Source organism: Acinetobacter sp. 25-47-122 (assembly GCF_056779695.1).
The window spans coordinates 1-25,223 of the sequence record NZ_JBWYIJ010000012.1 but is presented as its reverse complement, the minus strand read 5'-3'; the positions used below and the strand labels follow the sequence as shown (position 1 = coordinate 25,223).

Annotated in this window: 27 protein-coding genes; 18 read left to right on the top strand and 9 right to left on the bottom strand. The window is 39.1% G+C overall.

Annotated elements, in window-relative coordinates; genetic code table 11:
• The first annotated feature begins 11 nt into the window (after positions 1 to 11).
• The 11 genes from atpB (at position 12) to AC1M9P_RS11730 (ending at position 9,899) form a co-directional block, all read left to right on the top strand.
• Positions 12 to 887 (top strand): F0F1 ATP synthase subunit A, encoded by an 876-nt coding sequence (gene atpB, locus AC1M9P_RS11780; protein WP_035268181.1) that lies wholly within the window; start codon positions 12 to 14, stop codon positions 885 to 887.
• An 80-nt stretch (positions 888 to 967) separates the two neighbouring features.
• Positions 968 to 1,222 carry a F0F1 ATP synthase subunit C gene (gene atpE, locus AC1M9P_RS11775; protein ID WP_035268188.1) on the top strand — a complete coding sequence of 85 codons (255 nt, stop codon included), beginning with the start codon at positions 968 to 970 and terminating at the stop codon, positions 1,220 to 1,222.
• A 38-nt stretch (positions 1,223 to 1,260) separates the two neighbouring features.
• Positions 1,261 to 1,731: a F0F1 ATP synthase subunit B gene (locus AC1M9P_RS11770; protein WP_035268191.1), complete on the top strand. Its 471-nt coding sequence runs from the start codon at positions 1,261 to 1,263 to the stop codon at positions 1,729 to 1,731.
• Positions 1,732 to 1,742: 11 nt separating this feature from the next.
• Positions 1,743 to 2,279, top strand: coding sequence for a F0F1 ATP synthase subunit delta (locus AC1M9P_RS11765; protein WP_035268194.1), 537 nt, complete (start codon positions 1,743 to 1,745; stop codon positions 2,277 to 2,279).
• A 47-nt stretch (positions 2,280 to 2,326) separates the two neighbouring features.
• Positions 2,327 to 3,871: a F0F1 ATP synthase subunit alpha gene (gene atpA, locus AC1M9P_RS11760; RefSeq protein ID WP_035268197.1), complete on the top strand. Its 1,545-nt coding sequence runs from the start codon at positions 2,327 to 2,329 to the stop codon at positions 3,869 to 3,871.
• A gap of 89 nt (positions 3,872 to 3,960) precedes the next feature.
• Positions 3,961 to 4,830: a F0F1 ATP synthase subunit gamma gene (atpG, locus tag AC1M9P_RS11755; protein WP_035268202.1), complete on the top strand. Its 870-nt coding sequence runs from the start codon at positions 3,961 to 3,963 to the stop codon at positions 4,828 to 4,830.
• A 26-nt stretch (positions 4,831 to 4,856) separates the two neighbouring features.
• Positions 4,857 to 6,251 (top strand): F0F1 ATP synthase subunit beta, encoded by a 1,395-nt coding sequence (atpD, locus tag AC1M9P_RS11750; RefSeq protein ID WP_035268203.1) that lies wholly within the window; start codon positions 4,857 to 4,859, stop codon positions 6,249 to 6,251.
• 26 nt (positions 6,252 to 6,277) lie between these two features.
• Positions 6,278 to 6,697, top strand: coding sequence for a F0F1 ATP synthase subunit epsilon (locus tag AC1M9P_RS11745; RefSeq protein WP_035268205.1), 420 nt, complete (start codon positions 6,278 to 6,280; stop codon positions 6,695 to 6,697).
• A gap of 206 nt (positions 6,698 to 6,903) precedes the next feature.
• A complete protein-coding gene (locus tag AC1M9P_RS11740) occupies positions 6,904 to 7,551 on the top strand; it encodes a hypothetical protein (RefSeq protein ID WP_481587708.1) in 648 nt (215 codons plus the stop codon).
• A gap of 55 nt (positions 7,552 to 7,606) precedes the next feature.
• Positions 7,607 to 7,990: a hypothetical protein gene (locus AC1M9P_RS11735; RefSeq protein WP_481587707.1), complete on the top strand. Its 384-nt coding sequence runs from the start codon at positions 7,607 to 7,609 to the stop codon at positions 7,988 to 7,990.
• A 541-nt stretch (positions 7,991 to 8,531) separates the two neighbouring features.
• Positions 8,532 to 9,899, top strand: a complete 1,368-nt coding sequence (locus tag AC1M9P_RS11730) for an NAD-dependent succinate-semialdehyde dehydrogenase (protein WP_481587706.1) — start codon at positions 8,532 to 8,534, stop codon at positions 9,897 to 9,899.
• A 35-nt stretch (positions 9,900 to 9,934) separates the two neighbouring features.
• On the opposite strand, the gene AC1M9P_RS11725 is transcribed toward AC1M9P_RS11730, so the two are convergent.
• A complete protein-coding gene (locus AC1M9P_RS11725) occupies positions 9,935 to 10,381 on the bottom strand; it encodes an AAA family ATPase (protein WP_481587705.1) in 447 nt (148 codons plus the stop codon).
• A 93-nt stretch (positions 10,382 to 10,474) separates the two neighbouring features.
• On the opposite strand from AC1M9P_RS11725, the gene AC1M9P_RS11720 reads away from it, so the two are divergent.
• Entirely contained in the window at positions 10,475 to 10,924 is a 450-nt protein-coding gene (locus AC1M9P_RS11720; protein WP_481587704.1) for a hypothetical protein, read from the top strand.
• Positions 10,925 to 10,930: 6 nt separating this feature from the next.
• Here the strand turns inward: AC1M9P_RS11720 and AC1M9P_RS11715 are convergent, their stop codons facing one another.
• The 4 genes from AC1M9P_RS11715 to AC1M9P_RS11700 all read right to left on the bottom strand — a co-directional run bounded on the left by AC1M9P_RS11715 (position 10,931) and on the right by AC1M9P_RS11700 (position 13,993).
• Positions 10,931 to 11,944, bottom strand: a complete 1,014-nt coding sequence (locus AC1M9P_RS11715) for a pirin family protein (protein ID WP_481587703.1) — start codon at positions 11,942 to 11,944, stop codon at positions 10,931 to 10,933.
• An 89-nt stretch (positions 11,945 to 12,033) separates the two neighbouring features.
• A complete protein-coding gene (locus AC1M9P_RS11710) occupies positions 12,034 to 12,618 on the bottom strand; it encodes a hypothetical protein (protein ID WP_481587702.1) in 585 nt (194 codons plus the stop codon).
• Between the two features lie 194 nt (positions 12,619 to 12,812).
• On the bottom strand, positions 12,813 to 13,355 hold the full coding sequence (locus AC1M9P_RS11705; RefSeq protein ID WP_481587701.1) for a glutathione peroxidase: 543 nt from the start codon (positions 13,353 to 13,355) through the stop codon (positions 12,813 to 12,815).
• A 116-nt stretch (positions 13,356 to 13,471) separates the two neighbouring features.
• On the bottom strand, positions 13,472 to 13,993 hold the full coding sequence (locus tag AC1M9P_RS11700; protein ID WP_481587700.1) for a hypothetical protein: 522 nt from the start codon (positions 13,991 to 13,993) through the stop codon (positions 13,472 to 13,474).
• Positions 13,994 to 14,333: 340 nt separating this feature from the next.
• Here AC1M9P_RS11700 and AC1M9P_RS11695 point away from each other — a divergent pair, with 340 nt between their 5' ends.
• Entirely contained in the window at positions 14,334 to 15,224 is an 891-nt protein-coding gene (locus AC1M9P_RS11695) for a DMT family transporter (protein ID WP_481587699.1), read from the top strand.
• 402 nt (positions 15,225 to 15,626) lie between these two features.
• On the opposite strand, the gene tsaC is transcribed toward AC1M9P_RS11695, so the two are convergent.
• The 3 genes from tsaC to AC1M9P_RS11680 are packed head-to-tail and all read right to left on the bottom strand — an operon-like array spanning position 15,627 to position 18,606.
• Entirely contained in the window at positions 15,627 to 16,196 is a 570-nt protein-coding gene (gene tsaC / locus AC1M9P_RS11690; RefSeq protein ID WP_035268223.1) for an L-threonylcarbamoyladenylate synthase type 1 TsaC, read from the bottom strand.
• A 47-nt stretch (positions 16,197 to 16,243) separates the two neighbouring features.
• Positions 16,244 to 17,440 (bottom strand): DNA-processing protein DprA, encoded by a 1,197-nt coding sequence (gene dprA, locus AC1M9P_RS11685; protein WP_481587698.1) that lies wholly within the window; start codon positions 17,438 to 17,440, stop codon positions 16,244 to 16,246.
• 14 nt (positions 17,441 to 17,454) lie between these two features.
• The gene (locus tag AC1M9P_RS11680; RefSeq protein WP_179999911.1) at positions 17,455 to 18,606 is read right to left on the bottom strand and encodes a LysM peptidoglycan-binding domain-containing protein; all 1,152 of its coding nucleotides are present in this window, start codon (positions 18,604 to 18,606) and stop codon (positions 17,455 to 17,457) included.
• Positions 18,607 to 18,728: 122 nt separating this feature from the next.
• Between AC1M9P_RS11680 and def the strand changes: the two genes are divergently transcribed.
• The 4 genes from def to AC1M9P_RS11660 all read left to right on the top strand — a co-directional run bounded on the left by def (position 18,729) and on the right by AC1M9P_RS11660 (position 23,014).
• The gene (gene def / locus AC1M9P_RS11675) at positions 18,729 to 19,259 is read left to right on the top strand and encodes a peptide deformylase (RefSeq protein WP_035268228.1); all 531 of its coding nucleotides are present in this window, start codon (positions 18,729 to 18,731) and stop codon (positions 19,257 to 19,259) included.
• Between the two features lie 71 nt (positions 19,260 to 19,330).
• Positions 19,331 to 19,801, top strand: coding sequence for a DUF2946 domain-containing protein (locus AC1M9P_RS11670; RefSeq protein WP_481587762.1), 471 nt, complete (start codon positions 19,331 to 19,333; stop codon positions 19,799 to 19,801).
• Between the two features lie 69 nt (positions 19,802 to 19,870).
• The gene (locus AC1M9P_RS11665; protein WP_481587697.1) at positions 19,871 to 21,916 is read left to right on the top strand and encodes a TonB-dependent copper receptor; all 2,046 of its coding nucleotides are present in this window, start codon (positions 19,871 to 19,873) and stop codon (positions 21,914 to 21,916) included.
• Positions 21,917 to 22,084: 168 nt separating this feature from the next.
• The gene (locus AC1M9P_RS11660) at positions 22,085 to 23,014 is read left to right on the top strand and encodes a metal-dependent hydrolase (RefSeq protein WP_035268234.1); all 930 of its coding nucleotides are present in this window, start codon (positions 22,085 to 22,087) and stop codon (positions 23,012 to 23,014) included.
• A gap of 42 nt (positions 23,015 to 23,056) precedes the next feature.
• Here AC1M9P_RS11660 and AC1M9P_RS11655 read toward each other — a convergent pair whose 3' ends face one another.
• Positions 23,057 to 24,265 carry an oxygenase MpaB family protein gene (locus AC1M9P_RS11655; protein WP_481587696.1) on the bottom strand — a complete coding sequence of 403 codons (1,209 nt, stop codon included), beginning with the start codon at positions 24,263 to 24,265 and terminating at the stop codon, positions 23,057 to 23,059.
• 84 nt (positions 24,266 to 24,349) lie between these two features.
• On the opposite strand from AC1M9P_RS11655, the gene AC1M9P_RS11650 reads away from it, so the two are divergent.
• Positions 24,350 to 24,952 (top strand): TetR/AcrR family transcriptional regulator, encoded by a 603-nt coding sequence (locus tag AC1M9P_RS11650; RefSeq protein ID WP_092768015.1) that lies wholly within the window; start codon positions 24,350 to 24,352, stop codon positions 24,950 to 24,952.
• Positions 24,953 to 25,223 lie beyond the last annotated feature (271 nt).

Here is a 25,223-nt window from a genome sequence, read left to right as displayed (position 1 = left end):
AGGTGTGATTTATGGCTGCTGAAGAACATACCCTTACCTCGTCTGAGTATATTCAGCATCACTTAACGAACATGACCTATGGTAAAGCACCAGATGGTACGTGGAAGTTAGCTGAGACTGCTGAAGAAGCGAAAGAGATGGGGTTCACTGCTATTCACTTGGATTCTATGGGTTGGTCAATCGGCCTTGGCGTCATTTTCTGTTTGTTGTTCTGGTTAGTAGCGAAAGCTGCAAACTCTGGTGTTCCGACCAAGTTCCAGGCTGCAATTGAAATGATCGTTGAGTTTGTTGACTCAAGTGTTCGTGATACCTTTCATGGTAAATCACGTTTAATCGCGCCTCTAGCTCTTACCATCTTCGTGTGGATTTTCCTCATGAACTTGATGGACCTTATCCCTGTTGACTGGATTCCTTATACAGCTCAACACATAATTGGTGGGCTATTCGGTATCGACCCGCATCATGTTTACTTCAAGATCGTTCCATCTACTGACCCTAACGTAACCCTTGGTATGGCGTTATCAGTATTTGCGTTAACTATTTTCTATAGTATCCGTGAAAAAGGTCTTGTCGGTTTCGGTGCAGAATTTGCGCTTAACCCATTCAATCCAAGTAACCCATTTTTAAAAGCATTATTAATTCCAGTAAATATTCTTCTTGAATTAGTAACTTTTATCGCGCGTCCAATTTCATTGGCTCTCCGTTTGTTCGGTAACATGTATGCGGGTGAATTGATCTTCATTTTGATCGCATTATTACCGTTCTGGATTCAATGGGCGTTGTCTGTGCCTTGGGCAATCTTCCATATTCTTGTTATCACGTTACAAGCATTCATCTTCATGATGTTAACGATCGTGTATATGAGTATGGCTAGCGAGAAGCATTAATTAATATTTGCTCGACTACACTATGTAGTTGGGCTAAAGTTTTTTTGTTTGATTTAAACTCAACCTCTGAGGATTTTTTCATGGATTTAGTAGTTGGCTTATCTGCTGTTGCAGCTGCTCTTTTAATCGCGTTCGGTGCTTTAGGTACTGCGATCGGTTTTGGTCTTTTAGGTGGTCGCTTCCTTGAAGCTGTTGCTCGTCAACCAGAATTGGCTCCACAACTTCAAACTCGTATGTTCTTAATCGCGGGTCTTCTTGATGCTGTGCCTATGATCGGTGTTGGTATTGGTTTGTTCATTATCTTTGCAAATCCGTTCATCGGCCTAGTAGGTTAATTAGCTAAATTCCGAAATCAACTATTTGAGGAATAGCAATGAATATTAACTATACTCTGTTTGGTCAAGCGATTGCGTTTGCGATCTTTGTCGCATTCTGTATGAAATTCGTTTGGCCTCCACTAATCAATGCGATTAGTGAGCGTCAGCGTAAAATTGCTGATGGCTTAAATGCAGCTGAAAAGGCGAAAGCTGATCTTGCAGATGCGCAAGCTCAAGTTAAAGCTGAATTAGATGCAGCGAAAGCACAAGCGGCTCAATTGATCGAACAAGCGAACCGTCGTGCGGCTCAATTGGTTGAAGAAGCTCGTACTCAAGCATCTGCTGAAGGTGAGCGTATTCGTCAACAAGCGAAAGAAGCTGTTGACACAGAGATCAATGCTGCTCGTGAAGAATTACGTCAACAAGTTGCAGCTCTTGCTGTTGCTGGTGCAGAGAAAATTCTGAACCAACAAGTTGATGAAGCAGCTCACAATGCCATGCTTACTCAGCTGGCTGCTAAACTTTAAGCGAGGCGATTATGGCTGAACTCTTGACGTTAGCACGCCCGTACGCTAAAGCAGCATTTGCTTTCGCTTCTGAGCAAGGTGCAACTGACAATTGGTCAAATGTGTTACAAGTGCTTAGTGCTGCGGTGCAAGATGAAGCATTTTCCGCTTACTTGAGTCGCCCTGAGCTTACTCCTGTGGAGCAAGTAAGTTTATTTGCTAAGGTTTTAGGTGCAGATCAAACTGCTGAAGTGTCTAACTTTTTGACACTTTTGGCTGAAAATGATCGTTTAACTTTGTTACCTGAGATTGAAGCAGAGTACGAACTTCTTAAATCACAAAATAACAATGTGGTAGATGTTGTGATTGAATCTGCATTACCACTTTCTGCTGAACAAGAGCAATTACTTGCATCTGCGTTAGAGAAACGTTTCAACGCAGCTGTAAATGTTTCAGTAGAAGTTAACCCAGCGTTAATCGCGGGTGTTGTTATTCGTGCAGGCGACCAAGTGATAGATGATTCTGCGCTTAATAAGCTTGAAAAAATGCGGACTCGTCTTCTTGCATAATTGCGTAAAAAGAAGACTGAACTTAATAAAGATTGAGGTATAGCGCAATGCAACAACTGAATCCATCCGAGATCAGTGCGCTCATTAAACAGCGTATCGGCGATCTGGACACCAGCGCGACCGCTAAGAACGAAGGAACCATTGTTATGGTTTCCGACGGTATTGTGCGTATTCACGGCCTTGCTGATGCAATGTACGGTGAAATGATCGAATTCGACGGCGGCTTATACGGTATGGCACTGAACCTAGAACAGGATTCAGTGGGCGTCGTTGTTTTAGGTAACTACTTAAGCCTTCAAGAAGGTCAAAAAGCTCGTTGTACAGGTCGTGTATTAGAAGTTCCGGTTGGTCCAGAACTTTTAGGCCGTGTAGTAGATGCTTTGGGTAACCCAATTGATGGTAAAGGCCCAATTGATGCAAAATTATCTGATGCAGTTGAAAAAGTTGCACCAGGCGTAATTTGGCGTCAATCGGTAGATGAGCCTGTACAAACTGGTTATAAATCAGTTGATACAATGATTCCAGTTGGTCGTGGCCAACGTGAATTAATCATCGGTGACCGTCAAACTGGTAAAACAGCAATGGCGATCGATGCGATCATCGCACAGAAGAATTCTGGCATTAAATGTATCTACGTTGCAGTTGGTCAAAAACAATCAACTATCGCAAACGTTGTACGTAAGTTAGAAGAAACTGGCGCTATGGCGTATACGACTGTTGTAGCAGCAGCGGCAGCGGATCCAGCAGCAATGCTTTTCCTTGCTCCGTACTCTGGCTGTACAATGGGCGAATACTTCCGTGACCGCGGTGAAGATGCGTTAATCATTTATGATGACTTATCTAAACAAGCAGTTGCGTATCGTCAAATTTCATTGCTTTTACGCCGTCCACCAGGTCGTGAAGCTTACCCAGGTGACGTATTCTATCTTCATAGTCGTCTACTTGAACGTGCTTCTCGTGTATCTGCTGACTATGTTGAGAAATTCACTAACGGTGAAGTTAAAGGCCAAACTGGTTCATTAACTGCATTACCGATTATTGAAACTCAAGCGGGTGACGTATCTGCATTCGTACCAACGAACGTAATTTCGATTACTGATGGTCAGATCTTCTTAGAAACATCATTATTCAACGCAGGTATTCGTCCTGCTGTGAACGCGGGTATCTCTGTATCTCGTGTTGGTGGTTCTGCTCAAACTAAGATCATCAAAAAATTGTCTGGTGGTATCCGTACTGCTTTAGCACAATATCGTGAATTGGCTGCGTTTGCTCAGTTCGCTTCTGACCTTGATGAAGCAACTCGTAAGCAACTTGAGCATGGTCAACGTGTAACTGAATTAATGAAGCAAAAACAATATGCTCCATATTCAATTGCTGACCAAGCTGTATCTGTATATGCATCTAACGAAGGCTACATGGCTGACGTAGAAGTGAAGAAAATTGTAGACTTTGATGCTGCATTAATTTCTTACTTCCGTTCTGAACATGCTGCGTTAATGCAACAGATCGATGAAACTGGTGATTGGAACAAAGACATCGAAGCAGCATTCAAAGCTGGTATTGAAAGCTTTAAAGCGACTCAAACTTACTAATTTTCAAACTGTTGAAATTTAGTGTCGGTTTGGTTCACGGAATCAACCTTCGAGGGCTCGAAAGGGCCTTCGAATACTAGGTTAAGCGTATGGCAAATTTAAAAGAAATTCGCGCCAAAGTAGCTAGTATCAAAAGCACGCAGAAAATTACTCGCGCGATGCAGATGGTAGCAGCTTCTAAGATGCGTCGTGCGCAAGAGCGCATGGCTCAGGGCCGTCCGTATGCCGAAAATATGCACCGTGTAATTGCTCATTTAGTACAAGCGAATCCTGAATATAAACATCGTTATATGGTTGAACGCCCAGTTAAGCGCGTTGGCTATATCATCGTGTCATCAGATCGCGGTCTTGCTGGTGGTTTGAACATTAACTTGTTCAAGAAAGTGGTAAAACACGTTCAACAGCAACAAGAGCAGTCAATTGAAGTTCAATTTGCTTTGATTGGTCAAAAAGCGGTTTCGTTTTTTAAAAACTACGGCGGTAAAGTACTTGGTGCAACCACTCAAGTGGGTGACACTCCAAGTCTTGAACAGTTGTCTGGTTCTGTACAAGTCATGTTGGATGCATACGATAAAGGCGAATTAGATCGCATTTATTTGGTGTCTAACGGCTTTGTGAATGCCATGACTCAAAATCAAAAAATCGAACAACTTGTTCCTTTAGCAGCTGCTGAAGATGACAAGACTCTTAACCGCCAATACGGTTGGGATTATATCTATGAACCAGAAGCTGAAGAGCTTTTAAATGGTTTATTGGTTCGTTATATCGAGTCTGTGGTATACCAAGGTGTGATCGAAAACATCGCGTGTGAGCAATCTGCTCGTATGGTTGCAATGAAAGCTGCAACGGATAACGCGGGTGAATTGATCAAGAACCTACAACTTATTTATAACAAGCTGCGTCAAGCCGCGATTACTCAGGAAATTTCTGAGATCGTTGGTGGTGCCGCTGCCGTTTAACATTATTTTGAATTGAGGAGACAGCAATGAGTAGCGGTCGTATCATTCAGATCATCGGCGCGGTTATCGACGTCGAGTTTGAACGCAACAGTGTTCCTAAGATCTATGACGCTCTTCAGGTTGATGGCACTGAAACTACATTAGAAGTTCAGCAACAACTTGGTGACGGCGTTGTACGTACAATTGCGATGGGATCTACAGAAGGTCTTAAGCGTGGTTTGAACGTAACTAACACAAACGCTCCGATCTCTGTACCAGTTGGTCCAGCGACGCTTGGTCGTATCATGGACGTTCTTGGTCGCCCGATCGATGAAGCTGGTCCTGTTGCAACTGAAGAGCGTTTACCGATTCACCGTCAAGCGCCTTCTTATGCAGAACAAGCTGCTTCTACTGACCTTTTAGAAACTGGTATTAAAGTCATTGACTTACTTTGCCCGTTCGCGAAAGGTGGTAAAGTTGGTCTGTTCGGTGGTGCCGGTGTTGGTAAAACTGTAAACATGATGGAGTTGATCAACAACATCGCTAAAGCGCACTCAGGTTTATCTGTATTCGCTGGTGTTGGTGAGCGTACTCGTGAAGGTAATGACTTCTATCACGAGATGAAAGACTCTAACGTTCTTGACAAAGTAGCAATGGTTTACGGTCAGATGAACGAGCCACCAGGTAACCGTTTACGCGTAGCGTTAACTGGTCTTACTATGGCTGAGTATTTCCGTGATCAAAAAGACGAAAACGGTAAAGGCCGTGACGTATTATTGTTCGTGGACAACATCTACCGTTATACACTAGCAGGTACTGAAGTATCAGCACTTCTAGGTCGTATGCCATCTGCAGTAGGTTACCAACCGACACTTGCAGAAGAGATGGGTGTTCTTCAAGAACGTATTACTTCTACTAAGTCTGGTTCGATTACATCTATCCAAGCTGTATACGTACCTGCCGATGACTTAACGGATCCATCTCCAGCGACTACGTTCGCTCACTTGGATGCGACAGTTGTATTGAGCCGTGACATCGCTTCACAAGGTATTTACCCTGCGATCGATCCACTTGACTCTACTTCACGCCAATTAGATCCATTAGTTGTTGGTACTGAGCATTACGAAATCGCTCGTTCAGTTCAAAACGTTCTTCAACGTTATAAAGAATTGAAAGACATTATCGCAATTCTTGGTATGGACGAATTGTCAGAAGAAGACAAACTTACTGTATACCGTGCACGTAAGATCCAACGTTTCTTCTCTCAACCGTTCCACGTAGCAGAAGTGTTTACTGGTGCTCCTGGTAAACTTGTACCGCTTAAAGAAACTATTCGTGGCTTTAAAGGTCTTCTAGCTGGTGAATACGATCACATCCCAGAACAAGCGTTCTATATGGTTGGTGGTATTGACGAAGTTATTGCTAAAGCCGAGAAACTTTAATTAGCTACCTAATTTAGGAGGTTCTCATGGCGACTATGCAATGTGACGTTGTAAGTGTTAAAGAGTCTTTGTACTCAGGCACTGTAACTATGCTAATTGCTAAAGGTGCTGGTGGTGAGTTAGGTATTATGCCTGGCCATGCTCCACTAGTAACTTTACTTCAACCGGGCGCGATTCGCGTTCAGTTGGAGAATGGTACAGAAGAATTAATCTATGTATCTGGTGGTGTTCTTGAAGTTCAACCGCATGTTGTTACGGTTCTTGCAGATACTGCAGTCCGTGCAGAAAACTTAGATGAAGCTGCAATCGTTGAAGCACGTAAAAATGCTGAAACTTTGTTAGCAAATCAAAAGAGCGATTTGGACGCTGCTGCTGCTTTGGCTGCGCTTGCAGAAACAGCTGCACAGTTGGAAACCATCCGCAAAATCAAAAACCGCGCTCAATAAGAGACGGTTCGAGATTGAAAAACCACCCGAAAGGGTGGTTTTTTTATATATATCTATTTAGGATGTGATTCATTTAACGCTTTATTGAAAATCTGTTATGAATGTTTATTGTACAGGTTGGTTTTGATAGCTTCTTAAAAATGACAGATGTTTGATTATTAATAGTTAAAAAAATAAATTTTCTATATAGCAGTTAGGTTTAAGACATGATTAAAAAGATTATATTTACTATATCAATCCCTATTGTGCTATTTGGTTGTTCTGTCACTACGACCCCAAATGGCAAGCAGGTAGACATGTTACCGCTTATTTCAGATAAAAATAGATATTTACATGTAGATGATAAAAATTTGAGTAAAGCAGAGAAGCTTGAAAATTATTCAAATCAGCTATCAGAATTTTATGGTGAGCAAAATAGTGCATATATTAGAGTTCTACCACGTCCTTCATATCAAACAAATGATCGGTTTACCCCTATCCCATTCATGGTTTATGAAATTGACTCCAATCCAGTGAAAATATTCGAAAATACAATGTTTAATCCAAACAATGTTCGGATAACAGAATATGCTCAATATGATTTAAGGATTCCAATTGGAAAGCACGATTTAATTATTGTAAATGGACTTGGGAATTCACGTTGGTTTACAAAGATAGATGAAGTAAATTTTGAAAAAGATAAGAAGTACGTTATTGGTGCAGATGTGAAAAAAGGGCAAAATGCTCAAATTTTTATAGCAGAATACGAAATAGATAATCGCTTTAAAGTCGTAGAACCCGAACACTTCATTATTAAAAAGAAAATTATCGAAAATATACCAATAGGGAATTTAAAAAGTGTCAAAGTTTATTAAAACTCCATTCACAGTCATTATGATTTCAATACTTGGTTTACAGGGATGTGTCAGAATGATGTATCCGACATCTGAGACGGAATTAATGAGCAAATCGATCAATGGAGGAGTAATTACCGATTTGGAGATAGATTATGTTCAAGCCTATGCGAATTTAAAGCTGGCGTATAAACAATGTGTTGAAATCAAAGATGTAAATGGTTCATTAACTGTGAATTCATATTTAGATCGCGATAAAAAGATGGGTACTTTTACGGGTAATTTGCCTTATGGGGCGCTTTTCTTTAAAACGACTTTAGAAGCTACGGGGGAGAATTCAACAAAAATGACTTATTATGCGACAAAAATGTCAGCTTTGAATCAAAAATTGTTTCATAAGCGCATTGAGCAAGATCGTATTAGAGCTTTGGGTCAGGATAATAAATGTAATAAAAATTAGATTTCCTTTGTGAGATGGGGATGTATGTAAACTCCCCATTCCCCACAATCTTTACCTTAAAAATCTGATCAAGCCCTTCATCTAAACTTGGCACTTCAAGCTTTTTATAAATCGCTCGAACTTCCATGTCAGGAATATTCGCTTTACCTTCAAGGTAGCTATTACGCTGTTAAGTACAATTTAAATCTGTTTCAAAATAATAAGAAACAACTTCAAAACTGCTTATTAAGAAGCTGAGTTTAAAACAGCACGTTCTACTTTGATTGATATTGTTGATCACCGTCTTACTAGTTGAAGTTAAACAGTAGGAGTTATGTACATCTACTTATAACTTTACCAAGAACTACGTAACGATTTGCACCAAACTGTAAACGATGCCTGAGTTGCATAAAAATAATGCTAAGTTGATTGATGTAAACAAAATTTTTGAGCACTTTGAGCTTATCTAGAGTTTGCACAGCTAACGCGCACTTCAATGAATACGCTTAAATCAATACAAAGCATTGAACTGTAAATTTTTATTGGCATGAAGGGAAGAATTATGAGTTATCAATCCATTAACCCATTTACCAATACTGTATACAAAGAATATCCATCACACCAACAACAAGATATTGATCGTGCTTTGGATTCAGCCGAATCTATTCTTAAATCAGATTGGGTAAAAAATGTAGATGAGCGCGTAAAAGTTTTACAACGTTTGGCAGCATTATTTAGAGAAAAAAAGAGTGAATTAGCCAAGCTCATTACTTTAGATATGGGTAAGCTCATTGAACAAAGTGAAGGTGAAATCGAATCCTGTGCTCAAATTGCTGAGTACTATGCAAAAAATACTGAACAATTTCTGAAATCAGTCCCCTATAAAACTGAGTTAGGCGAAGCTTGGGTGGAGCATCATCCATTAGGTATTATCATGGCTGTTGAACCATGGAATTTCCCATTTTATCAATTGGTCCGTGTATTCGCACCAAACTGTGGTATTGGAAATCCTGTATTGGCGAAACATGCAGGTATCGTTCCACAATGTGCTGAAGCATTTGAAAAACTCGTATTAGAAGCAGGAGCGCCTAAAGGTGTTTGGACCAACCTATTTATCAATACCGATCAAGTCGCAGATATTATTGCAGACAAACGTGTGCGCGGTGTTGCATTAACTGGTTCAGAAGGAGCGGGTAGTGCGGTCGCTGCGCAAGCAGGCAAACACATTAAAAAGTCTACGCTTGAATTGGGTGGGAATGATGTCTTTATCGTGTTGGATGATGCGGACTTAAGCAAAGCGATTGAGATTGGTTGTAAAGCACGTGTAAATAATACAGGGCAGGTGTGTACTGCAGCAAAACGATTTATTTTGCATAAAGACATCGCTGATCAGTTTAGAACGGGTTTGGTTGAAGCATTTAAAGCACTCAAAATTGGCGACCCGTTAGATCGTAGTACCACATTGGGACCACTCTCATCGGAAAGTGCGCTTAAAAACTTGATTAAACAAGTGGATAAAGCAGTTCAGCAGGGTGCAACTTTGGTTATCGGTGGCAAAGCAATTGAACATGATGGTTATTTCTATGAGCCGACAATTTTAGAAAATATTAGTCGAGATAATGAAGCTTGGTACGAAGAATTCTTTGGGCCAGTTGCTCAGATTTATGTTGCGGAAAATGAGGATGAGATCGTTGAAATCGCCAATGACTCTAATTATGGTCTTGGAGGTGTCATTCACTCTCAAGACATAGAGCGTGCAAAAAAATTAGCTTCGAGAATTGAAACAGGAATGGTGTGGATCAATTGGTTAACGGATACTGCTCCAGAATTACCATTTGGTGGAGTAAAGAATTCTGGTTATGGTCATGAACTGGCAGATTTAGGTTTTCATGAATTTGTACAAAAAAAATTAGTGGTGGTGAAACAATAGAGTCTTTGAAATAAAGCGATCTTCGGGTCGCTTTATTATTTGGAGTCTAAAATTAAATGGTGATATTCACCTGCACCTTTTATCTTAATATGATGTATTCCATCAAACCCTTCTTGAAAATCAGGTACTTCTAACTTCTTATATGTTGCTCGAACACCGACTTCAGGAATATTGGCTTTACCGCTTCGTTGACCATTACGTTCTAGCGTACTTTTCAAATCTGTTTCAAAGTAATATGAAATCACTTCAAAGCCTGCTGATTTAGCACGTTGAATATAACGAGCACGGTCTGCTTTGGTTGGGTTGGTATTGTCGATCACCGTTTTGGTTTTAGAGGCTAGACATGCTTCAAAGATCATGATTTCCCGATGGCGAGTTTTTAGCATGTCTAAGTTAATTCTTAAATGTGAATGCGCCAAATGTAAAAGATAGTAGCTTGATTTGCCTGAAGCTTGAACTCCAGTGAAGATGATCAGTTGCATGGTTCAATTACATTAAAAGTATAAAGCTGAATTAAATCACGGCTTAGACTTTGCTACAATTCAGGTATAAGTCTAATAAATCCAAATAAAATAATGTATCGTCAAAGTCTAATTATCGCGCTAAGCATATTCACCTTCAGTCAGCTCACCGCATGTCAAAATTATTATTTAAGTCAGCCCAATGAACCTACTGAAGCGGCCTTGGTTGCCAACTCGTATAAAAATGGTTTAAGTGCTGAAATCGAGTTGGATTATCTCAGCGTATTTCAAAATCTGAGACAAGCATATCGTCGATGTATCGGTTTCACACGTGATGATGACCTAGTCTTTACTGAAAATAAGCTTGAAGAGCATATTGAAATGGCAACCCTATTTGCTCGAACAGAACGTGGTGAATATGTTCATAAGGCAACTGTAGAAAAGTTATCACCTACATTGACAAGATTTACCTTGTATTTGCCTCAACGTTATCCTTTTCCCAATGCGCGTTTTGAACAGGATATTAAACGAGCATTGGGCAAAGATGAATACTGTAATATTTAAACCTTGTTAAGCCCCATCTGAACTCATTTGTTCAGGATACTCCTTGCGTTTACCACCTTCATAGCTGGCAAAACGGGGTGTTTCACGTGAAAACGTTGGAGCATCACTTGGCCAAGGCCAGTCACCGAAATGGGTCTCACGATATCGTTTGAATGCAACATCAAGCTCTTCTTTGCTGTTCAGTACAAAAGGTCCTCGCATTGCAACTGGTGCTCCAATAGGTTCACCTTCTAACCATAAGATTCTCGCTTCTTGATCACCTGCTTCAAGTTGAATTTCGGTGTCAGCTTTAAGCTCTACAAGATGTTTAAATTGAATGGTTGAATCAGCAATATTTAAAGTTGAACCCTGATAGAAGTAAGCAAATCGAGTAGAGGTCGCGGTGGTGGCTGCAATTTCAAGGTGTGCGCCAGCTTCTAAAGTAATTAAGTATATATTCACTTTATTTTCTGCTGCAGCTGCCCAAGAGTGTGGTGGGCGACTTAATGCATTTTGATTTTGATATTGTCCTGAAATAACTCGTATATCAATGTTGCGAGACTGGTGATCAGTCACTTTCACATGAGGAATTTGTTCACGCCAAAACATTTTATAATCAGCAGGTTGTTTTTTTTGTTCTGGAGATGAGTTAAACCAAATTTGAAATAATTCAAAAGGATTCTCTCGATCCTGATGAATTAACGGGAACATTTCACAGTGTTCAACACCATTTCCTGTACTTAGCCATTGCACATCGCCTGCAGCATATCGTCCACCATTACCCAAGGAATCAAAATGATCGACATAACCTTGTTCCACTAAAGTAATGGTTTCAAAACCCGTGTGAGGATGTTCGGGAAAGCCAGGAACAACACTGCCATAATACATATTGAATTCTTGATTGATTGCAGGATGAACTGGTCCCATTTCAGCATTCCCGGCAGGGTAGTGATCAATATGATGAGCAGTAAAGATGAAAGGATCTTTTAAATCTAAACGAAAAGTAATAGGAGTTATATTATAGATGGGTGAGGTAGACATGCCGACTCCATGATATTTGAATTATTTAAGATCCAAATTAAAGAGAAATCCCTCACTCCACCATCTCTATTTTGTGAGAATAATGTATATCAATCCTCGGCTCGATTATTTTCTGTAGATGATCCGGACTGAGTCAAAAGCATACTGGCTAATTTCACCATTTCACCTTGGATATTACCCATTTGCTTTTCTAAAGCTGCAAAATCGATGTTGTTTAAATTCACTTGGCCGTTTAGTAATGGTGAAGCTAATACATTTTCATTTGCCGTTAAAATATTAGAACGAATCTGGGCAATTTCTTGGCTTTTTAGGTCAAGTCCTGTCAACGCATCGTTAAAGCCCAGTAATTGAGATTTTAAACTTTGCACTGACTGATCTAACTTTTGTCGATCTTTATTATTTACAGCTTGTTCTAAATCAGATTGTAGCTGTTGAATTTGCTCAATATATCCACCTGCTTTCAGCTGTACATCTGCCACATCACGTACAATGTAAAACATATTGCCTGACTTTAAGTCAGCTGGATCAGTGACTTGGACAGGAGAAGATTCTTCAACATTAGCTGCTGTTGATTCCTTTTCTTGATCGGGTTGGGTTTGCGGCTGACAACCTAACATCACGAGACCGAAGCCAAATAATGCAAAAGGGGTAATAATGCTTTGAAATACTTTCATTAATAAAACCAAATCGTTAATCACTTCATTCCAAGATACGATACAAATATGAGTTAAATCTGAATATTTGCAAAGCAATAACAAAAATTTTGATGTGAAAGAGTAACTTATGATTTTGACAGATTAATGAAGATATTTATTGAATTGAATAAGAAATAATCAAGTGACAAGATCGTCACTTGATCTTGATGAGATTATTTCGCCAGTTCAGCATTAATTGCATCAACAATACGCGCATCATCTGCGGTGATGTCTGGTGCAAAACGAGCAATGACTTCCCCTGTTTTTGAAACTAAGAATTTCTCAAAATTCCATAATACTTCAGGGGGATTATTAGGCGTTAAACCGTAATCAACCAGATCTTTCCACCACGGCCCCTCACCAATACGCTCTGAAATGGCATTTGTTAAAGTTTCATATAGCGGATGTTTGTCTTCTCCAACCACTGGAACTTTCGCAAAAAGAGGGAAGTCCACTTGATAATTCACTGAACAAAATTGTTCAATCTCTTCATTGCTTCCTGGTTCTTGTTCAAGAAAGTCATTGGAAGGAAAGCCAAGAATTTCGAATCCTTGTTGTTTTTTTTCACTATAGAGTTTTTGCAGACCTTCGTACTGTGGCGTAAGGCCGCATTTAGACGCTACATTCACGATCAATAATACTTTGCCTTCGAATTGTGATAAATCAACAGGCTGCCCCTGAATTGTATTTACTGGAATGTTATAAACTGAAGCCATTTCAATGTCCTAATCATAAAGTACTTAAAATATGTAGATTGAAAATACCATGGCATATAGCTCTCACCAAGGTGTCTACAGTGAAAAAAAACAGGCCTGACGGCCTGCTTTATGAGTTAAGATTTTGTCCCGACTTGGTTTTTAAGATTCTGCATGTCCTGTAACAAGCTTTGTTGTAACTCAACAGCTTTCTTTTGTAGTTCAGTGATTTCATTCATATCAGGCTTTTCTTTAACACCTGCTTCTACGAGGTCCAATCCAAGCTCATTCGATTCTTTCATTTTATCTCGAAGAGATGCACCTTCAGTACTTTTGAGCGCAAGTTTGTCCAGATCATCATTAAATTGATCCACATAGTTATCCATCTTCTCAACCACTGCGTCTAATTCAGCTTTATTATTATTTTGCGCAGCTTGTGTCACTTCGTTTTGAAATGCCAAAGCCTCTTGAGCTTTTGTATTTGAAATTTGATCCAGTAAATCTAAGTCATGTTGAATATCTGCATTTACATTGGTACTTAATGTATTGCTTTGAACCGTTTCAGCGGCAGTAGGTGAGGATTGATCGTTAGACTTTTTATCACAAGCGGTTAGAAAAACAGCTGTAGTGCATAGTGATGCAATGAGAAGTTTTTTCATAATTTATCCTTTTTATATGCTCGGTTCAATGCACTCACATTCACGATGAAGCACATTGAAAAATATTCAGTTAACCCGTTGATGGGAAAATTCAAGCATTTACGATCTCATAGCTCACACACAGCTTCTAGTGTTGTTTTGTAGAGGAATCCCTGTAAAAAAGTGAAAAGTGTTTTAAAATAGAACAGCACTCTACTTAATTTTTAAGTAAAAATCTCAGACTTAGATGGCTGTTCTGCAGTCATTAACAATGAGGGGGGAGTGTGTTTCATGGAATGAAAAAGTCTAAAAATTGATGAAATCTTGATCTTAACGATTAAATAAAAATTAGGATGAAAATATGACATTTGAAAAAAAGCATTTGCTCTGGGCTTTATCGTTGCCAGTCATTGCTGTATTGATTTGGTCGTTGAATATAGCCATTACACGATATGTTGCAGTGTATATTTCACCTGTCAGTATTAGTTTTTATCGTTGGATTATTGCCTTTTTGATTTTAACACCCTTCATCCTGCCCAAAGTCATCAAACAGCGTACTCTGGTAAGACATAACTTAGTGAAATTATCAGTGCTGAGTGCATTTGGTATGGTGCTTTATCAGGGGTTAGCCTACACCGCAGCACATTACACGACTGCAACCAATATGGGCATAATTAATGCCTTTATTCCAATTTTCACCATTTTTGTTTCATTGATGATTTTAAAAGAGTTTCCAACGCGATTTGCAGTGGTGGGTAGTATTTTATCATTTATCGGCCTGATTTATGTCATCGGTCAGGGGCGTCTAGATACACTGATGCATCTGGGTGGGCATTGGGGCGACATGATTATGATCGTCGCGGTATTCTTCTATGCTTTTTATGGTGTATTTCTCAAAAAGTGGCAACTCGAGCTCCCTTTAATGATTAGTCTTTATATTCAGATTGGTTTTGCAGTGTTGTACCACTTACCATTCGTTGCCGTATTGGGTCTCGATGCAATTGATCTGGATAACGGCTTGAGTGTGTTATATGCGGGAATTTTCCCTTCGATTATTGCGCCCTTAGTATGGATGTTGGCTGTTCAACATTTAGGCCCAAATCGAACCAGCATCTTTATGAACTTAATGCCAATCTTTACCGCCATCATTGCTTATGTTTGGTTAAAAGAAGCATGGACGATTTATCACAGTTTAGGCGGAATCGTGATTTTGATAGGTATTGCTTTAGCACAGAAAAAACTTCATTCATAAAGGCTAAGAGTGTTTAAAAAACAGACAATCGATTTATTTTTTTATTATACTTAAAATCTATAAAAGCTTATTGATCTAAATTAACTATCATTAGGCTTTTTAAAAAGTAAAATTAATAATTAAAAATAGGTACTTAATTATATCAATTGAACTAATAATTAATCTTTATAAGAAAAATGATGATTTGAAACTCTAAGTCTTAGTAATTGTGTAATATTTTTTTTTGTAGCATAATATGCGTACTGCAGAGAAAGCGATAATACACTCTTTTTCTGTACAGATGAATTTCTGAACCCTCTGGATGTGATTAGCACATCCTTTTATATGCTCAGTCAATACCTTTATGACTGAGCTTTTTTTTGTCTTAAATAATAAGTTTTAAGTCTCAGCATATCATGCTTTTTAAGCACGAATGACATCACCAGTTTCTGCATCTAATATTCGGCTAGGTTCTTGGCTCAGGCCTAAATCTCCATTTAAATAATTTAATTCAGCACCAAAGTACTGATTGACTTCTTGCAATGAGCGAGCGGGGTCTAAACCAGCAGGATTTGCACTGGTTGAAACAATAAACCCATCAAATGCGTTGCACAGTGCGATGCAAAGAGGGTGGTTGGTGACTCGAATAGCAACCTTAGGATGTTTGCCTCGAATCCAAAGTGGTATTTGCTCATCAGCAGGGAGAAGCCATGTTGTGGCGCGATCTTGATAAGATGTTTGTGACCAACTTTCAATTACCGCATCACGGCGGTCTTGAGGAAGCTTTGATAATAAATGTTCAACCTGACTGACTTGACCAGCCAGTAAGATCACCCCTTTTTCGATAGGGCGTTGTTTTAATCTTAAAATTTCTTTAAAAGCATTTTCATTAAAAGGGTCGCAACCTAAGCCCCATACTGCTTCTGTAGGATAAGCCAAAACTTGACCTTGTTTTAGACATTGAGCAGCCTCAGCAACTGAGGTTGTTAACATAAGCGTTCACCATTCTCTTGATTAAAAGACTATTGTGAACCTTAATTTTAATTACGGCAACGAAGGTATAACCCAGATTGTTGAATACAGCGTCCTAAAAGTTCTAACTCCATCAAGTGACTGGTGAGTGTCGCTGTGTCTAAATCAAGGGTTGCAGCAATTTGATCGAGATCGCGTCCAACCCAATCTAATTGTTGAAATACAGCTAACAGATGTATAGGAATCGAATGCTCATCATCCTCATACTTACTTAACTTTGGATGGTCTACTGAATGAACTATTTCGTCATTTTGGAACTCATTAGGATTGTTTTTTCGTGACAGAGATGCTTGTTGATGTTGCCATTGAGTCGGCAGGGCTAAATCTTCAATGATCTGATCAGGATGATCAACTAAGATGGCACCTTCACGAATCAACTGATGGCAACCTTGATGAAATTCACTATAAATATGACCTGGAATTGCAAAGGTCGTTTTACCTTGATTTGCAGCAGCTTGGGCCGTAATTAATGAACCACTGCCCAATTGAGCTTCCGCTACCAATATTCCTAAACTTAAGCCACTTACGATTCTATTTCTGCGTGGAAAATTATGCTGAAGCGGTTTTGTACCGGGTAAAAACTCAGAAATGATGGTCCCGTTCTGCTTCAAGATTTGATCATGTAATGGGCGATTTTGTGATGGGTAAATTAAATCTAATCCTGTACCGATAACGGCGATTGTTCTGCCATGTTGCAAAGCACCCTGATGGGCTGCTTCATCAATCCCTTGTGCTAATCCACTCGTGATATAAAAACCTTGATCACTCAGATAATACGCAAAATCATATGCGACTTGTTTGCCATGTGGACTTGGTTTACGGCTTCCAACAATGGCAATTTGTGCTTCAGATAAATGTTGTGCTTTACCTTTCCCAAATAAAATTGGGGGGCGGTCATGATAGGGCATCAATTGCTGAGGGTAGTCTGGATCTTGCTCAGTGAGTATAAAATCAGAATGTTGATGAATTTGATACAGAATTCGCTCAAATTCTTGTTGCTGTTGATCAGAGAAAAATTGAGATGCACGCTCGATATGGTTTTTATGTAAGTTGAGCTGATGCCATTGATTTAGATGATTTTTCTGTACAGCATCTTGAGCTGAACCAAAATGCTGAACAAGTTTTTGATAAGCACTGAGTGAATGTTGAACGAGATACCAGAGTTTAATATAAGCCAACTGATGGTCGTTAATCTCGTTCAACATATCCGCACCTAATTTTAATTTTCAACCATTGGTGATGGTTCTAATACAGCACCTACTTTAATTGGAAGTGCGCTGTCTAGCACGTAAGCGTAACTTAATTGATCGAAAGTTTTAAAAATCATTAAGTTGCCCACACGCTGATTAGGCAGTTGAATATTTTCTTTGGTCTTCGGGTCTTTAACCACTTCGCCTTGTTGGAAAATACTTAACACGTGACCATTTTTTGCACCGTGAACGTTTCCTCGGTTAATGGTGACAACACTATGTTGAGCTGCTGTACCAATAGAACCCATAACACGAATCACTTGACCGCCTGGCTGAATATCCGTTGTTGCCGTTGGATAGAAGAGGCTTGGTAATTCATTTTGAAATTTAGGTAAAACGTAATCACCGCGACGAACTTCGGCATTAAAACTTTGTTTAAGCTCTAAGGTTGAAATTTCATTTTCGTTGGCAACAGCGACTGCAGTAGCTACCTCAATCAGTTCAAGTGCACCTGTGTATTTTTTCCCTTTTTCATCTAAGAAAACATACGGTTCAGCTTCACGATAAACACCGTAGCTTTGTCCAGGGTTAATCCCTTGACCACGTGCATAAACTGTTTGACCTTCCCCAGCAACGATACGACGATCTGCCGAACCGAGAATATAAGGTGTGCTTTGCAAAGCATCAGGCGCAACGATAATACTTCTTTCTAGCCAAGGTTGAATATCATCCAAGGGAATAATTGGAATGGTATTCCCTAAGCTTTCAACACGTACTTGAGGTTTTAGATTGATAGCACCAAGATGACGACGAATAACGCCTTCACAACCGTCACCTTCATCTTTACCAATCAGTGGACGCCCATCTAATGTACAGAGTAGTAAGCGATCACCTGGGTAGATCCAGTGTGGATTTTTGACATGTTTATTGGATGCCCAAATTTCTTTCCAACGCCAAGGTGAGCGCAAAAATTTACCTGAAATGTCCCACAAAGTGTCGCCTTTTTTGACCACATAAACGTGAGGAGCACCGGCCTTAATCGATGGTGGGCTTACATTTGGACTGGCTTGTGTCATTTGCGCGGTAAACAAGCCCGCACTAATGCAAATTGCAAGTGAAAGGCAGCGTTTCTTTAACCCCAGAGCATGTGAAAAAGCCATGCCATTGAAAACCTTTTTCATTATCATAATTCCTAAAATTATGTATCTATTTGCGCTATAATACGCATATTACACGTATTATTTGATGAAGCATTAACTTCATTTAATTTTTAAGATCAATGGCATAGCCGGTGAGGAGCAGCATGGCCTTATTACCAATTTTAAGTTTTCCTGATCCCCGTTTGCGTACTATTGCCAAACCTGTAGAGGAAGTGACGGATGAAATTCGTCAACTTGCTGCAGACATGTTTGAAACCATGTATGAAGCACCAGGTATTGGTCTAGCTGCAACCCAAGTTGATCATCATATTCAGCTTATCGTCATGGACTTGTCTGAAGATAAAAATCAGCCGATGGTTTTTATTAATCCTAAAGTCACCCCATTAACTGAAGATACCCAACCTTATGAAGAGGGTTGTCTATCAGTTCCACAAATATACGATAAAGTTGAGCGTCCGTCACGCGTCAAAATTGACGCAATTAATTTAGAAGGGCAAGCTTTTGAATTAGAAGCTGATGGTCTTTTGGCAGTATGTATCCAGCACGAAATGGATCATCTGAACGGGAAATTATTTGTTGATTATCTATCTCCTTTAAAACGCCAAAGAGCGCGTGAAAAGGTAGAAAAAGTCGTTCGTCAGCGTCAAAAAGAAAAAGTTGCTGTAAAGCGTTAATTTTCTAAGAACTTTAAATATATTGATAAAGCCCAATTTCGATTGGGCTTTGTTATAATTGCTCAAATTTTATTTGGAATGACAATTTGTTCCGCAATGGGTTGCTGCTGAGTTTCGCAGCAGTATTATTACAGATCGCTGTTTTTCTTCAGCCTTTGCTTCCAGCGCAATATCAAATTGCGCCGGTCTGCGAAACGATCACCCGTGCCTTATTCGAACAGCCTAATCATTCTAGTATTACAACGCTCGCTCATCATGCTCATCATGGTTCCACTTCACATGCGTTACATGAACATCATGAGTCTAAGCGCTATGTTGAATCCTCGCATAGTGGGCACGATCATCATGACCCAAACCATCAATGCCAATACTGTACTGTATTTGGTAATTTGATTTTGCCACCTGAGCTGAATGTTAAAGAAGTTTTTGTACGTTTGAATATACGTTTGATCGCATTCCAAAAAGCGTTCAAACATATTTATTTCGACTTACAGCGTTTATTCCTTTTACCTCAAGGTCGGGCACCACCACTCTTTTCTTAAATATTGTCTTTATTTTAGGGTTTTGAATGACTCTAGCATTGTCATATTTAAATTTTGAGTGAATATATCATGGCTCAGCCAAAATTCTATTTACAGCCACTAGCGGCTGCGATTTATATTGCCTTTATTTCGCAAACTTCATTTGCTGAAGTCCAATCTACAACTTTAAATCCAACACCTGATACACACACGACTAACTTAGCGCCAATTGTTGCTACAGCTCTACAAGGTAATGATGCTAATGGCTTGATTGTACGGGCAAACCCGAAGCAACCCATTCAGCCTATTCCTGCGTCGGATGGCGCAGATTACTTACAAAGTATTGTAGGGTTTAGCAGCGTAAATAGTGGTGCAGGTACGAACGGTGATGTGACCTTTCGTGGAATGTTTGGATCACGAATCAAAATTCTAACAGATGGAACTGAAAATTTAGGCGCATGCCCGAGTCGTATGGATTCACCGACTTCGTATATCTCACCTGAGAGCTATGATCGAATCTCGGTGATTAAAGGTCCCCAAACTGTCCAGTACGCCAACACAGGTTCAGCAGCAACAGTGATTTTCGAGCGACGCCCAGAACAATTGAATGATGAAAAAAATTATCGAGGTCAGGCAAGTGTATTAATGGGCTCTTTTGGGCGTTTAGACCAAAATATTGAGGCAGCGGTAGGAGATGAACAAAAATATATTCGAATCAATAGCAACCGATCAGTCTCAAATAGTTATCAAGATGGTAATGGGGCGACCGTACCATCAGATTGGAAACGATGGAATGCAGATTTAGCATTGGGCTGGACACCTAATGCAGATACATGGATCGAGTTAACTGGCGGTAAGGCTGATGGTGAGGCTGTATATGCTGGGCGAGATATGGATGGTTCTAAATTTGCCCGCGAGAGCTTGGGATTAAGATTTGAGAAAAAGAATCTCTCAGAGGTAGTCAAAAAAGTTGAGGCGCAAGTCAATTACAACTTTAATGATCATGTGATGGATAATTTTAGTTTGCGTGATGTTGATGGGGCGGATCGCGCTATGAATGTGACACGTCGTACTTTGAATGCACGTTTAGCCACAACGATGGAGTGGGATAAAGCAATATTCATTACGGGTGTTGATACTCAGAATAATCAACATGCTGGTGGAATGTATCATTCAAGCATGCCAATGATGAATACTCCACTGACAGAGGATATGAAGTTTCAATCTTATGGCGGGTTCACTGAATTATCATATCCATTGAATGATCATAATAAGTTGGTCACAGGTGTTCGGGTTGATCAAGTTAGGATTAAAAACTTAAAAATGGTTCAAGAACGTCAGGAAACATTACCAAGTGGTTTTATACGGTTTGAAAATCAACATCCAGAGCATGATGCTAAAACCTATATTGGTCTAGGCTATGTAGAGCGCGTACCAGATTATTGGGAGTTATTTAAGACAGATTACCAAGGCAATGCTGTTGCTACTTTCAAGGATTTAGAAACAGAAAAAACCTTACAGTTGGATGTTGGATACCAACATAATCACGGGGCACTCAGTTCATGGGCATCAGCTTATGCCGGTTTGATTAATGATTTCATATTATTGAATTATGACCCAGCAAAAATGACTGGTCATGGTAAAAATGCTGCTGATTCTAGAAATGTCGATGCGACAATCGCAGGGGCAGAAGCTGGAATAGGTTATCAATTTAGTGATGCTGTTCAGGCAGATCTTAGTGCGATGTATGCTTGGGGAAAAAACACAACTGATCATCAACCTTTACCTCAAATATCTCCGCTGGAAGCACGTTTAAATTTAAGATATGTGCAAGAGCGTTTTAACTTAGGTTTATTGTGGCGAGTGGTAGATGGGCAGGATCGTGTCACTATTAATCAAGGTAATATTGTGGGTAAGGACTTTAAAACGAGTTCAGGTTTCTCGACGCTGTCTTTAAATGGTACTTATCAAATTCATCAAGGTGTTGATTTGAGTATTGGAATTGATAATGTTCTGGATAAAGTTTATACGGAACACTTAAATAAAGCAGGTAGTGCTGGATTTGGTTTTGCACAGAATGAGCAATTTAATAATATAGGACGTAATTATTGGGCGCGTGTGAGTATGAAGTTCTAGTCATATTCAGTTTATTTGACGTATTAAGCCTAACACCCATTTAGATCGCCGTCTGAATGGGTGTTTTCTTTAAAATTGTCAGACATAAAATATGAATGTCCTTAAATGATATTGTGATGAGGTTATCATTATTTTAAAAATAATAAAAAAGATGTAATGGATAATAAAATGACAACAATGAGTCAAGTTCATCAACTACATGGTCGTAAAGTAAAATTTGATTTCAATCATATTCCAAAGCATTGGATTGAAAATGACCCTGTTTCCACCCATATGTTGAATACAGCACATATGATTTTACCTGCGGGTGAGTTTTGGTTTTGCCGTGTATTTAATAAAGCTTTACCGTTCGTCAAAGACGAACAATTAAAAGCTGACGTGAAAGGTTTTATTCAGCAAGAAGCGATTCATGGTCGTACTCATCAACATGCACAAGTTTATTTTGATCAACATGGATTAGATGTAAAGCCGTTCATTCAACGCATGCATTATCTTTTTGAAATCCTTTTAGGAGAAAATCCAGTAGGTATCAAAATGATGAAAAAAGTGGTTGGTGAAAAACGGTGGTTAATCTTCCGACTGGGTGTGATTGCAGCCATTGAGCACTATACTGGTGTGGCAGGGCAGTGGAGCTTGGACAATACTTCATTGGATAAAGCCGATCCAATTATGGCTGATCTATTCCGTTGGCATCTTGCTGAAGAAGTTGAACATCGTACGGTTGCGTATGATTTGTTTAAACATATGTTTGAATCAGAGTTTAATTTTCAAATTTCAAAAAATGCTTTGATGACCTTTATCTTCCCTATTATGGCAGCGGTTTGGGTCGAAGGCGGCAAAACAATTTTGAAACAAGATAAAGATGCAGGTAAGTTTAGACATATGGGTACTTTAAGACTCATTATGCAAATGGAAAAAATTAGCCGTAAGACTGATCATATTCCTACCTTCAGCCATTTAACTTTAGCTACTATCCGTTGGTTTAGTCCAAAGTTTCATCCAGTGCAAGAAGGTAATACTCAACAAGCTTTGGATTATCTAGCACGTTCTCCATCAGCACTTCGAGCTGAGCAAGAGGCAACATTAAGAATGTCTTAAAAATATACATGAAAAAAACCGAGCCTTAGCTCGGTTTTTTATTTATTGATGCATACTTGCCAGCTGTTTTCCTGCATTTTGATATAAATCGAGAGCTTGTTCTTGTTGTGATCGCCCTTTACGCTGTAAATAAAGATCAAGCTTTGGTATTTTTTTTGCGCCAGCATAAATCACAGTATTTTTGGTCAGTAGATACAGTGGATACCACGGCAGTATTCGAGGCTTAAGCCCTAAATTTTTCATTTTTTTACGGCCCATAAAGATTTGGGTAACATCTAAGTGGTTCTGGTAGGCTTTTTTCTGCATGAAACGTTTAAAATGTTTATATTCGCGTTCAAATGGTTCTTTGGATAGGCTTACTGCAAGCTGACGACTACTTTCATCCACTTGAGGATGAGCATAATTCATCCATTGCAATAATTTCCAGCCTTCAGACTCTTTATCAATCAGCCAGTGTTCGTCAACACCCATCAACCAGCCTGTATATTTCCAAAAATGCATAATCGCATCGACTTCACTTTTGGTTGGAAAAATACCGATTGCTCGAATACCTAAAAGCATTACACCGCTGAAAGCAATATTTGTCATTGCCTGATCATATTGGTTAATCGGCATTCCCCAAATATCCCAGTCCCAATCTTTAGATTTTTTTAGATGGTAGCGAACTAAAGAATGGATGAAACGCACAAAAATTGTTGAAGTAAAGCCATCATTAAAGCGTTGAAATCCGTTCGGCTTAGTAACATCTAGCCACCATTTATGCGTTTCTGCTAAGCGCTTGCCTGCATATTTGCTTAGAGCACCTGTTAAAATTAAAGGTTGATTAAAGCCAGGGTATTGATATCCAGTCATTAGCGCGAGATCACGCATAATAAAAGTGACATTTGCGCCTAAACGATGCGTGAATTGAATTGCACGATCAATTTTTTCTTGATCGAACCAAACAGGCTGTTGTTCCACGAGATCAAAGAATGCTTTGATTTCAGGGACTGGTTTGGGAAGAGCATCTAAGCCTTGATATAAGGCTGTTTCAAAAAGCTTTCGATTTTCGCGTGGATTGGTCATCACCCAATCCATTAGGCGATCCATCGGCACATCACCCGTATGTAAACTTTCATTTAACTCTAAATATTCAGCATAAGTTGGAATGAAGTTTTGATCGGTCATTTTGTGTAGAAGCTTAGACAATAGATCGCTACGCTTCATTCGCTCATATGAAGCCATACGTTTTGGAATGCTAAAATTTGACATGGTGTAATTAATCTGGTTATTGTTTGATCAAAGATTAATATGAATATTTATTCGCATTCAATTCGCATTATTAGAATGGCAGCTATGAGAAAAAGACCACAACAACAAAGAGCAAAGCTGGTAGTCGATAGTATTTTGGAAGCGACTCTGATATGCATTTCTGAAATGGGCCTAGATCAAATCACTACGCCAAAAATATCTGAAAAATCAGGGGTGAGCGTAGGCTCTATCTATCAATATTTCGAAAATAAAGATCAGATAATTTTAGAATTGTTACGCCGTAAGAGTGAAAACTTAGGTTTGTCACTTAAAGCGCTGGCGATGAATCAAGAAGAAATGGATTTAAAAACCTTAGTCGATGTTAGTCTTCAATTCGGATTTGATGTAATGAGAGAAGATAATGGTTTCTTCTTTGAAGTCCTGAAACATTGGCATGGCTACAACAATTCCGAAGCAGCAAAGGTTTTAGAAAAACATTTTTTTGAAGTTGGTTTATATGTATTTAATCGTTTCTATCGTCATTGGGACTTCGAAACACTTAAGCATAAATCTTTTGTAATTATTAATAGTACCTTGTTCACAATGATGAGGTTTGTAAGCAACAATGATTTTCTTATTTCAGAACAACAGCTTAAAAGAGAACTAAGTGCAATGATTTTGTCTTATTTAGACAGTGATAAGAGTTAAAAGCTCATACAAATAAAAATTATATATAAAAAACATATAGTTAATGTTTATTTGGTTTATTAACTATACAAACAAATAGAAAAGATTGAAAAAGTAGTTGCGTAAGAAAATAAATAGCCTATAATGCACATCCATCGGCGGTGATGTTGATTAAAACTTGTTGAAAAACAAAGGTTTAGATGAATAGGTTGGATCTAGGTTTTGAGAATGAGTTAGAAAATAAATTAACATTGCTAGTTGACTTTCTGAAAAGAAAGGGTAATATAGCCGA

Bases quoted from the DNA above. Each gene is read 5' to 3' on its own strand.
- atpB (WP_035268181.1), top strand. From the start codon at position 12: ATGGCTGCTGAAGAACATACCCTTACCTCGTCTGAGTATATTCAGCAT.
- atpE (WP_035268188.1), top strand. From the start codon at position 968: ATGGATTTAGTAGTTGGCTTATCTGCTGTTGCAGCTGCTCTTTTAATC.
- AC1M9P_RS11770 (WP_035268191.1), top strand. From the start codon at position 1,261: ATGAATATTAACTATACTCTGTTTGGTCAAGCGATTGCGTTTGCGATC.
- AC1M9P_RS11765 (WP_035268194.1), top strand. From the start codon at position 1,743: ATGGCTGAACTCTTGACGTTAGCACGCCCGTACGCTAAAGCAGCATTT.
- atpA (WP_035268197.1), top strand. From the start codon at position 2,327: ATGCAACAACTGAATCCATCCGAGATCAGTGCGCTCATTAAACAGCGT.
- atpG (WP_035268202.1), top strand. From the start codon at position 3,961: ATGGCAAATTTAAAAGAAATTCGCGCCAAAGTAGCTAGTATCAAAAGC.
- atpD (WP_035268203.1), top strand. From the start codon at position 4,857: ATGAGTAGCGGTCGTATCATTCAGATCATCGGCGCGGTTATCGACGTC.
- AC1M9P_RS11745 (WP_035268205.1), top strand. From the start codon at position 6,278: ATGGCGACTATGCAATGTGACGTTGTAAGTGTTAAAGAGTCTTTGTAC.
- AC1M9P_RS11740 (WP_481587708.1), top strand. From the start codon at position 6,904: ATGATTAAAAAGATTATATTTACTATATCAATCCCTATTGTGCTATTT.
- AC1M9P_RS11735 (WP_481587707.1), top strand. From the start codon at position 7,607: ATGATGTATCCGACATCTGAGACGGAATTAATGAGCAAATCGATCAAT.
- AC1M9P_RS11730 (WP_481587706.1), top strand. From the start codon at position 8,532: ATGAGTTATCAATCCATTAACCCATTTACCAATACTGTATACAAAGAA.
- AC1M9P_RS11725 (WP_481587705.1), bottom strand. From the start codon at position 10,381: ATGCAACTGATCATCTTCACTGGAGTTCAAGCTTCAGGCAAATCAAGC.
- AC1M9P_RS11720 (WP_481587704.1), top strand. From the start codon at position 10,475: ATGTATCGTCAAAGTCTAATTATCGCGCTAAGCATATTCACCTTCAGT.
- AC1M9P_RS11715 (WP_481587703.1), bottom strand. From the start codon at position 11,944: ATGTCTACCTCACCCATCTATAATATAACTCCTATTACTTTTCGTTTA.
- AC1M9P_RS11710 (WP_481587702.1), bottom strand. From the start codon at position 12,618: ATGAAAGTATTTCAAAGCATTATTACCCCTTTTGCATTATTTGGCTTC.
- AC1M9P_RS11705 (WP_481587701.1), bottom strand. From the start codon at position 13,355: ATGGCTTCAGTTTATAACATTCCAGTAAATACAATTCAGGGGCAGCCT.
- AC1M9P_RS11700 (WP_481587700.1), bottom strand. From the start codon at position 13,993: ATGAAAAAACTTCTCATTGCATCACTATGCACTACAGCTGTTTTTCTA.
- AC1M9P_RS11695 (WP_481587699.1), top strand. From the start codon at position 14,334: ATGACATTTGAAAAAAAGCATTTGCTCTGGGCTTTATCGTTGCCAGTC.
- tsaC (WP_035268223.1), bottom strand. From the start codon at position 16,196: ATGTTAACAACCTCAGTTGCTGAGGCTGCTCAATGTCTAAAACAAGGT.
- dprA (WP_481587698.1), bottom strand. From the start codon at position 17,440: ATGTTGAACGAGATTAACGACCATCAGTTGGCTTATATTAAACTCTGG.
- AC1M9P_RS11680 (WP_179999911.1), bottom strand. From the start codon at position 18,606: ATGAAAAAGGTTTTCAATGGCATGGCTTTTTCACATGCTCTGGGGTTA.
- def (WP_035268228.1), top strand. From the start codon at position 18,729: ATGGCCTTATTACCAATTTTAAGTTTTCCTGATCCCCGTTTGCGTACT.
- AC1M9P_RS11665 (WP_481587697.1), top strand. From the start codon at position 19,871: ATGGCTCAGCCAAAATTCTATTTACAGCCACTAGCGGCTGCGATTTAT.
- AC1M9P_RS11660 (WP_035268234.1), top strand. From the start codon at position 22,085: ATGACAACAATGAGTCAAGTTCATCAACTACATGGTCGTAAAGTAAAA.
- AC1M9P_RS11655 (WP_481587696.1), bottom strand. From the start codon at position 24,265: ATGTCAAATTTTAGCATTCCAAAACGTATGGCTTCATATGAGCGAATG.
- AC1M9P_RS11650 (WP_092768015.1), top strand. From the start codon at position 24,350: ATGAGAAAAAGACCACAACAACAAAGAGCAAAGCTGGTAGTCGATAGT.